This is a genomic window from Herbaspirillum sp. (genome assembly GCF_035644555.1).
Lineage (GTDB): Bacteria > Pseudomonadota > Gammaproteobacteria > Burkholderiales > Burkholderiaceae_D > Herbaspirillum.
In genome coordinates this window covers 1-14409 of the sequence record NZ_DASQOH010000001.1, presented here as the reverse complement: position 1 = coordinate 14409, position 14409 = coordinate 1, and the positions used below count along the sequence as shown (strand labels likewise).

The 14409-nt window shown below is 65.8% G+C and carries 15 protein-coding genes; 9 read left to right on the top strand and 6 right to left on the bottom strand.

The annotated features are described in order from the left end of the window. Positions 1 to 2 precede the first annotated feature (2 nt). The 6 genes from VE092_RS00075 to VE092_RS00050 all read right to left on the bottom strand — a co-directional run bounded on the left by VE092_RS00075 (position 3) and on the right by VE092_RS00050 (position 6296). Positions 3 to 941 carry a DMT family transporter gene (locus tag VE092_RS00075; protein WP_324872583.1) on the bottom strand — a complete coding sequence of 313 codons (939 nt, stop codon included), beginning with the start codon at positions 939 to 941 and terminating at the stop codon, positions 3 to 5. A 92-nt stretch (positions 942 to 1033) separates the two neighbouring features. After that, on the bottom strand, positions 1034 to 2242 hold the full coding sequence (locus VE092_RS00070) for an ABC transporter substrate-binding protein (RefSeq protein ID WP_324872581.1): 1209 nt from the start codon (positions 2240 to 2242) through the stop codon (positions 1034 to 1036). A 167-nt stretch (positions 2243 to 2409) separates the two neighbouring features. Then, complete coding sequence (locus VE092_RS00065) at positions 2410 to 2580, bottom strand: hypothetical protein (protein WP_324872579.1); 171 nt, start codon at positions 2578 to 2580, stop codon at positions 2410 to 2412. Positions 2581 to 2608: 28 nt separating this feature from the next. Next, complete coding sequence (locus VE092_RS00060) at positions 2609 to 3583, bottom strand: quinone oxidoreductase (RefSeq protein WP_324872577.1); 975 nt, start codon at positions 3581 to 3583, stop codon at positions 2609 to 2611. 71 nt (positions 3584 to 3654) lie between these two features. Beyond that, on the bottom strand, positions 3655 to 4569 hold the full coding sequence (locus VE092_RS00055; RefSeq protein WP_006464676.1) for a DMT family transporter: 915 nt from the start codon (positions 4567 to 4569) through the stop codon (positions 3655 to 3657). A 59-nt stretch (positions 4570 to 4628) separates the two neighbouring features. Further along, the gene (locus VE092_RS00050) at positions 4629 to 6296 is read right to left on the bottom strand and encodes a DUF853 domain-containing protein (RefSeq protein ID WP_324872573.1); all 1668 of its coding nucleotides are present in this window, start codon (positions 6294 to 6296) and stop codon (positions 4629 to 4631) included. 231 nt (positions 6297 to 6527) lie between these two features. Between VE092_RS00050 and VE092_RS00045 the strand changes: the two genes are divergently transcribed. The 9 genes from VE092_RS00045 to VE092_RS00005 all read left to right on the top strand — a co-directional run. After that, positions 6528 to 7253 carry a YebC/PmpR family DNA-binding transcriptional regulator gene (locus tag VE092_RS00045; RefSeq protein WP_324872571.1) on the top strand — a complete coding sequence of 242 codons (726 nt, stop codon included), beginning with the start codon at positions 6528 to 6530 and terminating at the stop codon, positions 7251 to 7253. Positions 7254 to 7313: 60 nt separating this feature from the next. Further along, positions 7314 to 8582, top strand: a complete 1269-nt coding sequence (gene purD / locus VE092_RS00040; protein ID WP_324872569.1) for a phosphoribosylamine--glycine ligase — start codon at positions 7314 to 7316, stop codon at positions 8580 to 8582. A gap of 143 nt (positions 8583 to 8725) precedes the next feature. Continuing rightward, a complete protein-coding gene (locus tag VE092_RS00035; RefSeq protein WP_324872567.1) occupies positions 8726 to 9556 on the top strand; it encodes a mechanosensitive ion channel family protein in 831 nt (276 codons plus the stop codon). Between the two features lie 133 nt (positions 9557 to 9689). Beyond that, entirely contained in the window at positions 9690 to 10610 is a 921-nt protein-coding gene (hemF, locus tag VE092_RS00030; protein ID WP_324872565.1) for an oxygen-dependent coproporphyrinogen oxidase, read from the top strand. Continuing rightward, positions 10610 to 11278, top strand: a complete 669-nt coding sequence (locus tag VE092_RS00025; RefSeq protein WP_324872563.1) for a nicotinate-nucleotide adenylyltransferase — start codon at positions 10610 to 10612, stop codon at positions 11276 to 11278. The genes hemF and VE092_RS00025 overlap by 1 nt, the downstream gene beginning before the upstream one ends. Continuing rightward, positions 11278 to 12090, top strand: a complete 813-nt coding sequence (gene rsfS, locus VE092_RS00020) for a ribosome silencing factor (protein WP_006464669.1) — start codon at positions 11278 to 11280, stop codon at positions 12088 to 12090. Before VE092_RS00025 ends, rsfS begins: the two co-directional genes overlap by 1 nt. Continuing rightward, on the top strand, positions 12090 to 12560 hold the full coding sequence (gene rlmH / locus VE092_RS00015; RefSeq protein ID WP_006464668.1) for a 23S rRNA (pseudouridine(1915)-N(3))-methyltransferase RlmH: 471 nt from the start codon (positions 12090 to 12092) through the stop codon (positions 12558 to 12560). Before rsfS ends, rlmH begins: the two co-directional genes overlap by 1 nt. A gap of 57 nt (positions 12561 to 12617) precedes the next feature. After that, positions 12618 to 13232, top strand: a complete 615-nt coding sequence (locus VE092_RS00010) for a Maf family protein (RefSeq protein WP_324872560.1) — start codon at positions 12618 to 12620, stop codon at positions 13230 to 13232. Then, on the top strand, positions 13229 to 14409 hold a 1181-nt coding region (locus tag VE092_RS00005), incomplete at its 3' end, for an Rne/Rng family ribonuclease (RefSeq protein ID WP_324872558.1). The genes VE092_RS00010 and VE092_RS00005, both read left to right, overlap by 4 nt.

Below are 14409 nucleotides of genomic sequence, written 5' to 3'. Positions count from 1 at the left end.
CCCTAGCCGCGCGGCGCGGCAGCCGCCCGCGCCAGCCGGCGGCCCAGCCCCCAGATGCTCAACAGCAGCAGCACGCCGCCGGCCCACTGGCTGGCGTCCAGCTGTTGGCCCAGCAGCAGCGCCGACAGCAGTACCGCGGTAAGCGGTTCGATCAGGGTCGCCACCGTCAGGGCGGTCGGCGTCAGCCGCGCTGCACCCCAGCTGAAGACCAGCAGCGCCAACGCCGCCGTGACCACCCCCAGATACAGGAACCAGGCCTGCGGCGGAATGCCGCTGGGCCAATGCAGCGGCCGCACCAGTGTGCTCAGCGCCATCACCAGCGCCGCCACCACGGTCAGGCAGGTGGCGGCCTGGCCGGCACCCAGCGCCGTGGACAGGCGCCCGCTGACCAGCGTGAATCCGGTGTAGAGCAGGGCCGAGGCTACCGAACACAGCAGGCCGATGAGCAGGTCGCCCTGGCCGGCAGCACCGACGCCGCCGTGACGGGCGACGATCAGGACCGTGCCGCCCAGGGCGGCGCTGAGGATCGCGGTCAATGCCAGGTCCAGCCGCTCCTGGCGGCGTGCCAGGGCGATCAGGGTGGAGAACACCGGCGGCAGGCACAGCGCGATCAGGGTAGGAATGGCAGCGCCGATGCGCTCGATGCCGAGGAACCAGCACAGGACGTAACCGGCCATTGTGGTCCCGGCCAGCAGCACCGGCAGCAGCAGGGTGCGCAGCGTCGGCAGATGCAGGCGGTGACCAAAGATCAGGCATAGGAACACCGCCCCGACCGCGAAGCGCCAGAAGGAGATATCCCCGGGGGCAAAGCCGTAGCGGGCGATCAGGATATTGACCACCAGGGCCCCGGTCCCCCACAGAAAGCCGGCCGAGCAGGCGGCGATCAACGCCACCCCGGAATGGGACGGCGCGGCCAGGGTGGCGTCAGGAGATGGGGTCACGGCAGATCCTTGTGGAGAACGAGCGCGGGGCCGCGGCGGCCAGGCCCTGCAGTGTAGCGCATCGTCCGCCGGCCGGCCGCACGGCGCCCGGTTCAGTTGATGAAGCGCCCGCCGGCGCCGATGGCGGTGAGATCGACGAAATCCGAACCGCTGTGGTCGGTGCGGCTGAAGTGCAGACTGAAGCCGCCGCCTTCGTAGTTGGCCGGGGTGATGCTCTCCAGCGCCCGGATCAGACCTTCCCGGGTGAGATTCGGCCCGGCACGGCGCAGCCCTTCAACCAGGGCGCGGGCGGCGATGTAGCCTTCCAAGCCGGTGAAGTTGCAGTCGATCCCGGGCGTATGGGTCATGGCGCGCTGGTATTCGTAGACGATGGGCAGGCGGGCCTTGTTGGGAAAGGGCACGACCTGGGTGACCTCGGCCCCGACACCGGCATTTTTCAGGCGCGCGGCCAGCGACGTGCTGCCGACGAAGGAATAGTGGGAAAAGCCGCCGAGGTAGCCCGCAGCGCGCATGCGGGCGACCATGGCCGCCGCCGGCTGGTAGGACACCACCTGGATCACCACATCGGGGTGCGCCTGCAGCAGTTCCATGGCGGCCGCGGCCACGGCGTCGCTGTTGCGTTCGATGGCGGCGCTGCCCACCAGTGCCAGGCCGTAGACCGGGGCGCGCTGGCGCAGGATATCCAGCAGACCCTTGCCCAGTTCGTCATTTTGATAGAACACCGCCACGCGCCGCCGGCCGGTACTCTGCAACTGGCGCAAGAGGAATTCGGTTTCCCGGAGGTAGCTGGCGCGCACGTGGAAGATCAGGCGATTGAACGGCTGGCGCAGCGCGATGGCGCCCGACAATGGGGCGAACAGGGGAATCCCGGCCTCGCGGATGGCAGGCAGGGCCGCCAGGATGGTGGGCGTACCGGAATAGCCGAACAGGGCGAACACCTTATCGCGCCAGATCAGTTGCTGGGTATTGGCCGCGGCGCGCTCGGGTTCATAGCGGTCGTCCAGGCTCAACAGCCGCACACGCCGGCCATGCACGCCGCCACGCGCGTTGACCTGGGCAAAGTAGCTCTGCGCGCCTTCCTGGAAATCCCGCCCCAGTTCCCCCGCCGGCCCGGAAAACGGCGCCGACTGGCCCAGGATGATCTCGGTCGGGCTGACACCATTGACCCCGTTGCTGCCATGGACACGTCCCGCCTGAGCGGCCGGCAGCGCCGCTTGGCACAGCAGCAGCGTCAGTCCCAGGACCCGCCACGGATAACCGGGCGCCCCGCCGCCCCGGCCAAGCTGCCAATTCCATCCCATCTCCCTCTCCCGCCAAAAAGTTCGCCCCTGATGGCACCGACGCGAATATTCGCGCGAGCGCAAAGGCTGCATTTGACGATCAAGACGGGAAGAAATGCGCTATCTACGCATAGTTGATAGGAATTACCGATATCTTGCGAGATTCATCCCGAAGAATTTCGAGCCGGCTAGGAAAAGTAGGCTTCGCTGGCGAAGGTAATGAACACGATCAGCAGCACCGCGCAGATCAGCACCACCAACAGCCGCCCGAACCGGGGCGAGCCATCGGCGCCGCTCTCCTGCTCGGGCGGGTGATCCATGGGATTGCTGGCACCGGGATCGTGGCGGGGCTGGTCCATGTTGGCTCCTGGTAGAGAAAACGTGGTATCAGGGGATCAGGATGGTGGAACCGGTGGTCTTGCGCCCCTCCAGATCGGCATGGGCCTGTGCCACGTCCTTCAGGGCGTAGCGCTGGTTGATCTCGATGCTGACCTTGTTGCTCTGGACCATGTCGAACAGGTCGCCGGCGGTGGCGTCCAGTTCGGCGCGGGTGGAGGTGTAGTTGCCCAGCGAAGGCCGGGTCAGGAACAGCGAGCCGCGCGAGGCCAGTTCGGACACCCCGAACGGCGCCACCGGACCGGAGGCATTGCCGAAGCTGACCATCATGCCGCGCGGACGCAGGCAATCCAGGGAGCCGATGAAGGTGTCCTTGCCGATGGAGTCATACACCACCTGCACGCCACGCCCGCCGGTGATGTCCTTGACGCGTTCGACGAAGTTCTCGGTCTTGTAGTTGATCACGTGGGCCGCGCCGTGCTGTTTGGCCAGGGCCGCCTTCTCGTCGCTGCTGACGGTACCGATCAGGTTCACGCCCAGCGCACGGGCCCACTGGCAGGCGATCAGGCCGATACCACCGGCGGCGGCGTGGAACAGGATGGTGTCGCCCGGTTGCAGCGCATAGGTCTGGCGCAGCAGGTATTGCACGGTCATGCCCTGCAGCATCATGGCCGCAGCCGTGTCGAAGCTGATGGCGTCGGGCAGCTTGACCAGGATATCGGCCGGCATCACGCGCTCTTCGGCATAGGCGCCGTTGGGGCGCCCGGCATAGGCCACCCGGTCACCGACCTGGAAGCCGGTCACGCCGGCGCCCAGTTCTTCGATGGTGCCGGCGCCCTCCTGGCCCAGGCCGGCAGGCAGCGGTTGCGGATAGAGACCGGAGCGGAAATAGCAATCGATGAAGTTCAGGCCGACGGCGGCGTGACGGATGCGGACCTCGCCCGGCCCGGGCTGGCCGACTTCGACGTCCACGTATTCCATCACCTCGGGGCCGCCGGTCTTGCTCATGCGGATTGCTTTTGCCATCTGGGTCTCCTTGATTTTTCGGTGAGCGGTATGTCGGAAAATTCAGTTCCGGTGGCGCAGTATAGAACGCCTCAGCGCTTCTTGCGCGACAGCAGCCACATGCCGGCCAGTACCAGCGCGGTGCCGACCAGCTGGATGCCGGTGATGGGCTCGTCCAGCAGCGCCGCGCCCATGAAGAGCGTGGACACCGGCCCGACCAGTCCGGCCTGCGCCGCCGTGGGCGCGCCGATGCGGGCCACCGCCACCATGGTCAGGAATACCGGCAATACAGTGCAGAACACCGCATTGAAAAGTGAAAGCTGGTACACCGGGGCTACCTGCGTGAACAGCTCGGCCGGTGCGCGCAGCACGAAGAACTGGATCACGCAGGCCACGCTGGAGACGCACATGGCATAGGCCACCAGCCGCATCGCGCCAACCCGGCGCACCAGTTCACCGGAGGAAATCAGGTAGATCGAATAGCTGAAGGCCGAGCCCAGCACCAGGGCGCTGCCGAGGAGGACGTCGCTGCCACCGGTATGCAGGTCGTGCTGCAGCACCAGCACGGTACCGAAGTAGGACACCAGCAAGGCCGCCCATTCGATCCAGCCGACCTTGCGCTTGAAGAAGAAAAAGGCGATCAGCATCACGAAGGACGGCGTGAGGAACAGAATCAGCCGTTCCAGCCCGGCCGAGATGTACTGCAGGCCGAGGAAGTCGAGGAAGCTCGACAGGTAGTAGCCCATCAGCCCCAGCACCACGATGCGCAGGTAGTCGGCGCGCGCCAGCGGCGGCTGGGTGCGGGCCTTCCAGATCGCCACGACGGCGAACATGGGGAAGGAAAAGAGCATGCGCAGCGTGATCACCATGACCGCATCGACCTGGTAGCGGTACATCAGCTTGGCCACGATGGCCTTGGCGGAAAAGAAGATGGCGCCGACGATGGCGAGCAATAAGCCGCCCAGGAAAACCTGGCGCGGCGTGGAGTGGGAGGTGGCGGCAGTCATGGCCGCGATTGTAATGCCTGCGCCCGCCCTCCGCCGGGGGACGGTCGGGCGCGGGCGCATCAGCGCTTCTTCATCAGCGAACCCAGTACGCCGCGAATGAGTTCGCGACCGACCTGCGAACCGATGCTGCGGGCGGCCGACTTGACCATCGCCTGCAGGGGCGAATCGCTGCGGCGATTGCCGCCACCGCCATTACCGAAGATGCCGCCGGCGGCATCCTTCAACAGATCCCCCAGGCCGCCACCGTCGTTCTGTTGCGGGGCCGGTTGCGGCTGTGGCTGCGGCTGGCGGGGCGACATGCGGGTGCCCCCGGCGGGACGCGACGACGTCGTCGGCGACGGCGCGCTGCGGCCGGCTGACGCCCCCCAGGCGTTGTCATCCACCGGCGCGGCAGGAGCAGGGGCCGGCGCTGTTTGGGGCGAGGCTTGCGGGGCAGCTTGCGGTTGCTGCAGGGCGCGGCCCTTGAGGCGCTCATAGGCCGATTCGCGGTCGATCACCTGTTCATAGACGCCGGCCACCAGCGACGACGCGATCAGCGCCCGGCGCTCGTCATCGGTGACCGGGCCGATCTGCGAAGCCGGGGTCAGCACATAGCCGCGCTCGACCACGTTGGGCCGGCCCTTTTCATCGAGGAAGGACACCAGCGCCTCGCCCACGCCTAGCTCGGTGATGGCCTTGGCGGTATTGAGCATGGGATTGGGGCGGAAGGTCTCGGCCGCCGCCGTGACGGCCTTCTGGTCGCGCGGGGTATAGGCGCGCAGGGCGTGCTGTACGCGGTTGCCGAGCTGGCCCAGCACGGTGTCGGGAATGTCCAGCGGGTTCTGGGTGACGAAATAGACGCCCACACCCTTGGAGCGGATCAGGCGCACCACCTGTTCGATCTTCTGCAGGAGTGGCTTGGGGGCTTCGTCGAAGAGCAGGTGGGCTTCGTCGAAGAAGAAGGCCATCTTGGGCTTGTCCAGGTCACCCACTTCGGGCAGGTGTTCGAACAGCTCCGAGAGCATCCACAGCAGGAAGGTGGAATACAGGCGCGGCGCGTTCATGAGCCGGTCCGCAGCCAGGATGTTGATGACGCCGCGCCCCTGGGCGTCGGTCTGCATCCAGTCCTCGATATTGAGCATCGGTTCGCCGAAGAACTGGTCGCCGCCCTGCTCGTCAATGGCGATCAGGCCGCGCTGGATGGCACCCACGCTGGCGGCCGAGATGTTGCCGTATTCGGTCTTGAACTGCGCCGCGTTCTCGCCCACGTGCTGCAGCATGGCGCGCAGGTCCTTGGTGTCGAGCAGCAGCAGGCCATGGTCGTCGGCGATCTTGAACACCAGTTGCAGCACGCCCTGCTGGGTGTCGTTCAGGTTGAGCATGCGGGCCAGCATCAGCGGCCCCATGTTGGAGATGGTGGCGCGTACCGGATGGCCCTTTTCGCCGTAGACATCCCAGAAGGCGACCGGGGCGGCGGCCCAGGCCGGCTCGGGCAGGCCCAGCTGGGCCAGGCGCGCGGTGGTCTTGGGCGAAGCACTGCCGGCCTTGCCCAGGCCGGACAGGTCACCCTTGACGTCGGCCATGAACACCGGCACGCCGATATCGGACAGCGCCTGGGCCAGCACCTGCAGGGTCACCGTCTTGCCGGTGCCGGTGGCCCCGGTAATGCAGCCGTGGCGATTGGCCAGTTGCGGCAACAGGCACAGTTGCCCGCCGGAATGGGTGGCGATGGGAAGGGGATTAATCATGTCAACTCGGCTTCGAAGGCAAAAATCACAGGGTGGCGGTATGGTAAAATGCCCGCCCGATTATAGTCAGAACATGGCGGCAGGAAAGCATTATCGGTCCTGTCCGAACCTTGTCCCCGTCCGCGCCGATCCGTCGTCCGCGCCTGCCGGCCCTGCCGCAGCGCCTGCCGATCATCCCGGATTGCCGCACAGGGACGGTTCTGCCCTCACCATCTTGCAGGAAGATTCAACATGGCTGGACACAGCAAATGGGCCAATATTCAGCACCGTAAAGGCCGTCAGGACGAAAGGCGTGGTCGTATCTGGACCCGCCTGATCAAGGAAATCACCGTGGCCGCCCGCATGGGTGGCGGCGACCCGGACGCCAACCCGCGCCTGCGCCTGGCGGTGGACCGCGCCTCCGACGCCAACATGCCCAAGGACAACGTGACCCGCGCCATCCAGCGCGGCACCGGCGCCCTGGACGGCGTGAACTACGAAGAAGTGCGCTATGAGGGCTACGGCATCAACGGCGCGGCCATCATCGTCGATTGCATGACCGACAATCGCGTGCGTACCGTGGCCGAAGTGCGCCACGCCTTCTCCAAGTTCGGCGGCAACATGGGGACCGAGGGCTCGGTGGCCTTCCTGTTCAAACACTGCGGCCAGCTGATGTACGCCCCGGGTACCGACGAGAACGCCATCATGGAAGCGGCCCTGGAAGCCGGCGCCGAAGATGTGGTCACCGACGAGGAAGGCGGCATCGAAGTGCTGACCGCGCCCAACGACTTCGCCGCCGTCAAGGCCGCCATGGAAGCCGCCGGCTTCAAGGCTGAGGTTGCCGAGATCACCATGAAGCCGTCCACCGAGACCGTGTTCGCGGGCGAGGATGGCGTCAGGATGCAGAAACTGCTGGATGCGCTGGAAAACCTGGACGATACCCAGGAGCTTTACACCAACGCCGTGATCGAAGAGTAATCCGGCTGCTTCGACTACCTTGCCTATTTCGCCCATTCGCCACTTTTATCTCCCTATCCCATGAAAATCCTAGTTGTTGGCTCCGGTGGCCGTGAACATGCGCTGGCCTGGGCCATCGCCAAGTCGCCGCGCATCCAGACGGTCTATGTCGCTCCCGGCAACGGCGGCACCGCGCTCGACGAGCGCCTGCAGAACATCGCCATCACCGATCCGGTGGCCCTGGCCGACTTCGTCGAGCAGGAACACGTGGCGCTGACCGTGGTCGGCCCGGAAGGCCCGCTGGCGGCCGGCATCGTCAACGTCTTCCGCGCCCGTGGCCTGAAGATCTTCGGCCCCACCAGGGAAGCGGCGCAACTGGAAAGCTCCAAGGACTTCGCCAAGGCCTTCATGCAGCGCCACGCCATTCCCACTGCCGAGTACCAGACCTTCTCGGACGTGGCAGCCGCCCATGACTACATCGCCAAGAAGGGCGCCCCCATCGTCATCAAGGCCGACGGCCTGGCCGCCGGCAAGGGCGTGGTGGTCGCCATGACGCTGGAAGAGGCGCATTCGGCGGTGGACATGATGCTCTCCGACAACAAGCTGGGCGATGCCGGTGCACGCGTGGTGATCGAGGAATTCCTGGCCGGCGAAGAGGCTTCCTTTATCGTCATGGTGGACGGCAAGAACATCCTGCCGCTGGCCACCAGCCAGGACCACAAGCGCCTGCAGGACAACGACCAGGGTCCCAATACCGGCGGCATGGGTGCCTACTCCCCTGCCCCCATCGTGACTCCGGCGCTGCATGCCCGCGTGATGCGCGAGATCATCGTGCCGACCGTGCAGGGCATGGCCAAGGACGGCATCCCCTTCTCCGGCTTCCTGTATGCCGGCCTGATGATCGACGCCGAAGGCAACCCCAAGACGCTGGAATTCAACTGCCGCATGGGCGACCCGGAAACCCAGCCCATCATGGCGCGCCTGAAGACCGATCTGCTGACGGTGTTCGAACACGCCGTGACCGGCACCCTGGACAAGGTGGAGCTGGAGTGGGACCGCCGCACCGCGCTGGGCGTGGTGATGGCTGCCCACGGCTATCCGGACGAACCACGCCGTGGCGACCTGATCACCGACATCCCGGCCGAGACCGTCGATTGCGTGACCTTCCACGCCGGCACCACCCTGACCGGCGACAAGCTGACCACCTCGGGCGGCCGTGTGCTGTGCGTGGTGGGCCTGGGCGACAGCGTGAAGGTCGCGCAGAAGCATGCCTACGACGCCGCCGACCTGATCCACTTCGCCGGCTCGCAGATGCGTCGCGACATCGGCTGGCGCGCCCTGAAGCGCTAAACCACGCGCTGCAGCGCTGACCGTCCCCCGCAACGCCCGGCGTGTTGCGGGGGACTTCGTTTTGGACGGACCTGCCCGCTGCAACCAACGCCCTTGCGGGCAGACTAAGCTCGACATGCCACAACAGAAGAAAAGGAAGCCCGATGCCTGACCACCTGCTCAACGTCGAAACCATCGTCAACCTCTACCTGGTCCCCTTCGGCCTGAAGGTAATCGCCGCCATCGCCATCTGGATCATCGGCGGCATGTTCGTCAATACCCTGTCCAAGGTGGTGCGCCGTGTGCTGACCGCGCGCCAGTTCGAGACCACCCTGATCAACTACGCCAGCTCGGCCATGCACGTGATCCTGCGCATCCTGCTGGTGATGGGCATCCTGGAAGTGTGCGGCATTCCCACCACCTCGTTCGCCGCCATGATCGGCGCGGTCGGCGTGGCGCTGGGCGTGGCCTGGTCGGGCCTGCTGTCGAACTTCGCGGCCGGCATCTTCCTGGTGGTGCTGCGGCCGTTCAAGGTGGGCGACTACATCACCGCTGCCGGCCAGACCGGCACCGTCTCCGACATCGGCCTGGTGACCACCATCATCACCACCGACAACAACCTGCGCGTGATCATCGGCAACAACAAGCTGTTCTCAGAAAACATCATCAACTACAACGTCAACGCCACCCGCCGCACCGACCTGCGCTGCCAGATCGCCTATGGCGTCGATCCGCAGGAAGCCATCGCCCGCCTGACCGAACGCATCAAGGCCATTCCCAATGTGCTGCAGACGCCGGCACCGGGCATCGTGATCCAGGAATTCAACGCCACCGGCACCCTGATCGCCTTGCGCGTCCATGCGCCCACGCCCAATTTCGGGCAGGTCTATACCGATGTGCAAAACGCTATCGCCGAGGTCTGCCTCCAGCAAGGCTGGCCGGCCCCGGCCACCTACCAGGTCAACGTACCGGTGGCCCAACCGCCGCAAAGCTGAGGCTAACGCCCCACACCGCCGGTCCGTGGCGCCCGACGGACCGGCTTTTGCCGCCCCATGACAGGGCGGGCAAGGTACAATCGCGGGTTGGAACGCATTTCCGCCCAGTAACCGTGCACCAGAGCGACCCGCCGTGACCACCCATTCCAACGCCTCCACCCACACCGCCGCCGTCAAGGCCTACCTGCAAGACCTGCAACAGCGCATCGTCGCGGCCCTGGAAGCCGCCGATGGCAAGGCCTTCCTGTCGGATTCGTGGGAACGTCCGGAAGGCGGCGGCGGCACTTCGCGCCTGCTGGAAGAAGGAAACCTGCTGGAGCGCGGCGGCGTGGGCTTTTCGCACGTGATGGGCAAGAACCTGCCGCCGTCGGCAGCCGCCAACCGCCCGCAGCTGGCTGGCCGTGCCTGGGAAGCCATGGGGGTGTCGCTGGTGCTGCATCCGCGCAATCCCTATGTCCCGACGGTGCACATGAACGTGCGCTTCTTCACCACCCATGCGGAGGGAGAAGAAGCGGTCTGGTGGTTCGGCGGCGGTATGGACCTGACGCCCTACTACGGGGTCGAGGAAGACGCCCGCCATTTCCACCGCACCTGTCGCGATGCGCTGCAACCCTACGGCGATGATCTTTACCCGCGCTTCAAGACCTGGTGCGATGAGTATTTCTACCTGAAGCACCGCAAGGAGCCGCGCGGCGTGGGCGGCATCTTCTTCGACGATTTCAACGCCCTGCCCTTCGAACAGGCCTTTGCCATGCAGCGCAGCGTGGGGGACGCCTTCCTGGAGGCCTACCTGCCCATCCTCGCGGCCCGCCGCGAGACGCCCTATGGCGAGCGCGAGCGTGACTTCCAGGCCTATCGTCGCGGACGCTACGTGGAATTCAACCTGGTCTTCGACCGTGGCACCCTGTTCGGGCTGCAGTCGGGAGGCCGCACCGAATCCATCCTGATGTCCATGCCACCGCTGGTGAAATGGCGCTATGACTGGCACCCGGAAGCCGGCAGCCCGGAGGCCGCACTGTATTCGGACTTCCTGGTCCACAAGGAATGGCTGTAATGGCGCCGCCCGCGGCGCAGCGCTGCATTGCCGTGCTTGGCGGCAGCTTCGATCCTGTCCACAATGGGCATGTCAAGCTGGCCGAGCACTTCGTGGACCTGCTGCATCCGGACGAATTGCGCGTCATTCCCACCGGCAACCCCTGGCAAAAGCACGGTCTGCAAGCCGCGCCGGCCGACCGGGTGGAGATGGTGCGCCTGGCCTTCGACCGCCAGCAGGTGCCAGTGGTCATCGATGAGCAGGAAATCCGCCGCGCCAGCGCGACCTATACCATCGATACCCTGCGCGCCCTGCGTGCCGAACTGGGGCCGGAGGTGTCCATCGTGTTCCTGATGGGCGCCGACCAGCTGCAGCACCTGGACACCTGGCAGCACTGGCGCGAACTGTTCGACCTGGCGCACCTGTGTGCCGCCTCCCGGCCCGGCTTCGAGCTGGCCGACGCCCACGTGCCGCCGGCCGTGAGGGAAGAATTCAAGCGGCGCAACGCTGCGCCGCAAGAGATCCGCAGCACCACGCACGGATACGGCTACCTGGCCCTCGGGCTGGCGGTCGATATCTCGTCGACTGAAATCCGTGCCCAGCTGCAACGCGGCATCCGACCCGATTCGCTGATCCCGGGCAGGGTGCTAGACTATATCGAACAACAACATCTGTACCGAACTCAATAATGGACATCAAAAAACTGCAAACCCTGGTCGTGGACGCTCTGGAAGACGTCAAGGCGCAAGAAATCCGCATCTATGACACCACCCACCTGACCAGCCTGTTCGACCGCGTGGCGATCGCCTCCGGTACTTCGAACCGCCAGACCAAGGCGCTGGCCGCCTCGGTGCGCGACAAGGTCAAGGCCAAGGGCGGCAACGTCGTGAGTATCGAAGGCGAAGACACCGGCGAGTGGGTGCTGGTCGACCTGGGTGACATGATCGTGCACATCATGCAGCCGGCCATCCGTACCTACTACCGCCTGGAAGAGATCTGGGGCGACAAGGAAGTGAAGCTGGGTGCGGCCAAGCGCACCGGTACCTCGGCCTCCGCCAAGCGCGCCGCCGCCGACGAGGAGCCGGCCCCCAAGATCCGCCGTACCCGTGCCCAGGCCGAAGCGGTCGAAGCCAGCCAGGCCCTGGACGACGACGAGGATGCACCGAAGAAACCGGCCCGCAAACCGCGCGCCACCTCGACCAGCACCACCACCGGCACCCGCGCTGCAGCCGGCACGACCCGTACCACCCGTACCACGGGCGCTACCGGTGCCAAGACTGCTGCCACCAGGACCACGCGCACCACCGGCACCAAGACCACCGCCGCCAAGACCACCACCACCCGCACCGCTGCCGGCAGCAAGACTGCCGCGCCCAAGGCTGCGACCACCCGCAGCAGAACCGCTGCCCCCAAGACCCCGACCGGCAAGACCGTGCGCGTGGCGCCGGCCAAGAGCGAGACCGCCAAGAAGCCGGCCGCCAAGCGCACCAGCAAGGCTTGATGCAACTGGTGATTGCTGCCGTCGGCCACAAGATGCCGGCGTGGATCGAGACCGGCTTCCAGGAGTATGCCAAGCGCATGCCACCGGAATGCCGGATCATCCTGAAGGAAATCAAACCCGTCGAACGCTCCGGCAGCCGCACGGCCGAGACCGTGATGGCGCAGGAGCGCGAAAAGATCGAAGCCGCGCTGCCCAAGGGCGCGCGCGTGATCGCGCTGGACGAGCGCGGCCGCGACTGGACCTCGGTGCAGTTGTCGCAGCAGCTGGTGCAGTGGCAGCAGGATGGCCGTGACGTGGCCTTCGTCATCGGCGGTGCCGATGGCCTCGACCCTGGCTTCAAGGCCGGCGCCGACACGCTCATCCGCATCTCCAGCATGACCTTGCCGCACGGCATGGTGCGCGTGATGCTGGCCGAGCAGCTGTACCGTGCCTGGTCGATCACCCAGAATCATCCGTATCACCGCGCCTGACGGCGTCCACCGCCGGCCTCGGGCATTCCGGTACCGGCCCTTGACATCCATGGCTCAATGAAACAAGCGGACCACAAAATCTACCTCGCCTCGAAAAGCCCGCGCCGCCGCGAACTGCTGCGCCAGATCGGCATCGATTTCGAACTGCTGCTCTCGGACAAGGAAGTCGACGAAAGCGTATTGCCCGGGGAAGCCCCGCTGGACTACGTCGCCCGCGTCACCCGCGCCAAGCTCGACAGCGCCCAGCAGACCATGATCCTGCGCCAGTTGCCGCACCGGCCACTGCTGTCGGCCGACACCACCGTGGTGGTGGACGACCTGATCCTGGGCAAGCCGGCCGACCATGACGAGGCGGTGCGCATGATCACCCTGCTCTCCGGCCGCACCCACCAGGTCTTGACCAGCGTGGCGGTGGGCGTGACGCTGGGTGTGGACACCGAGATCTGGCAGATCGTGCAACAATCCGACGTCAGTTTCGCGCCCCTGACCGAGCAGGCCATCGCCGCCTACTGCAATACCGTCGAACCCTACGACAAGGCCGGTGCCTATGGCATCCAGGGGTTGGCATCGGTGTTCATCAGCAATATCGTGGGCAGCCATTCCGGTATCATGGGACTGCCGCTATTCGAGACGGCTCAACTACTACAACAAGCGGGCGTTCGAATCCTATGAGCGAAGACATCCTCATCAACATCACGCCGCAGGAGACGCGGGTTGCGCTGATCCTGCAAGGGGCCGTGCAGGAGTTGCACATCGAGCGCACCCTCTCGCGCGGTCTGGCCGGCAACATCTACCTGGGCAAGGTGGTCCGGGTGCTGCCGGGCATGCAGTCAGCCTTCATCGACATCGGCCTGGAGCGCGCCGCCTTCCTGCACGTGGCCGACATCTGGGAAGCCCGTCCGCACGACGGCCAGAACGCGCCTGCCATTCCCATCGAGAAACTGCTGCACGATGGCCAGACCATCACGGTACAGGTGATCAAGGACCCGATCGGCACCAAGGGTGCGCGCCTGTCCACGCAGATCTCCATTGCCGGGCGCATGCTGGTCTACCTGCCGCAGGACAAGCACATCGGCATTTCCCAGCGTATCGAGAACGAAGCCGAGCGCGAGCTCTTGCGCAGCAAGGTGCAAGCCCTGCTGCCGCCCGAGGAAAAAGGCGGCTTCATCATCCGCACCATGGCTGAGGATGCCTCCGACGCCGACCTGCAGATGGATGTCGAATACCTGCGCAAGACCTGGGCCACCATCATCCGGCAGTCCAAGACCAATCCCGCGCCCACGCTGCTGCACCAGGACCTGTCGCTGGCCCAGCGCGTGCTGCGTGACTTCGTCTCCGACCAGACCGCCACCATCCAGGTCGATTCGCGCGAGAACTTCCACATGCTGCAGGAGTTCGGCGCCATCTATACACCTTCGGTGCTGCCCAAGCTGATGCACTATCGCGGCGAGCGGCCGCTGTTCGACCTGTATGGCGTGGAAGAGGAAATCGAACGCGCCCTGGGACGTCGGGTGGACCTGAAGTCGGGCGGTTACCTGATCGTCGACCAGACCGAGGCGATGACCACCATCGACGTCAACACCGGCAGCTTCGTCAATGGTCGCAACTTCGACGACACCATCTTCAAGACCAACCTGGAAGCGGCACATGCCATTGCGCGCCAGCTGCGGCTGCGCAACCTGGGCGGCATCATCATCCTGGACTTCATCGACATGGAGAGCACGGAGCACCGCCAGGCCGTGCTGGCCGAACTGGGCAAGGCGCTGCAGCGCGACCGCACCAAGATCTCGGTGTCGGGCTTCTCCACGCTGGGCCTGGTGGAGATGACGCGCAAGCGCACCCGCGAATC

Coding starts and splice junctions, on each gene's coding strand:
- VE092_RS00070 (WP_324872581.1), bottom strand. CDS start 2,242: ATGGGATGGAATTGGCAGCTTGGCCGGGGCGGCGGGGCGCCCGGTTAT.
- VE092_RS00065 (WP_324872579.1), bottom strand. CDS start 2,580: ATGGACCAGCCCCGCCACGATCCCGGTGCCAGCAATCCCATGGATCAC.
- VE092_RS00060 (WP_324872577.1), bottom strand. CDS start 3,583: ATGGCAAAAGCAATCCGCATGAGCAAGACCGGCGGCCCCGAGGTGATG.
- VE092_RS00055 (WP_006464676.1), bottom strand. CDS start 4,569: ATGACTGCCGCCACCTCCCACTCCACGCCGCGCCAGGTTTTCCTGGGC.
- VE092_RS00050 (WP_324872573.1), bottom strand. CDS start 6,296: ATGATTAATCCCCTTCCCATCGCCACCCATTCCGGCGGGCAACTGTGC.
- VE092_RS00045 (WP_324872571.1), top strand. CDS start 6,528: ATGGCTGGACACAGCAAATGGGCCAATATTCAGCACCGTAAAGGCCGT.
- purD (WP_324872569.1), top strand. CDS start 7,314: ATGAAAATCCTAGTTGTTGGCTCCGGTGGCCGTGAACATGCGCTGGCC.
- VE092_RS00035 (WP_324872567.1), top strand. CDS start 8,726: ATGCCTGACCACCTGCTCAACGTCGAAACCATCGTCAACCTCTACCTG.
- VE092_RS00025 (WP_324872563.1), top strand. CDS start 10,610: ATGGCGCCGCCCGCGGCGCAGCGCTGCATTGCCGTGCTTGGCGGCAGC.
- rsfS (WP_006464669.1), top strand. CDS start 11,278: ATGGACATCAAAAAACTGCAAACCCTGGTCGTGGACGCTCTGGAAGAC.
- rlmH (WP_006464668.1), top strand. CDS start 12,090: ATGCAACTGGTGATTGCTGCCGTCGGCCACAAGATGCCGGCGTGGATC.
- VE092_RS00010 (WP_324872560.1), top strand. CDS start 12,618: ATGAAACAAGCGGACCACAAAATCTACCTCGCCTCGAAAAGCCCGCGC.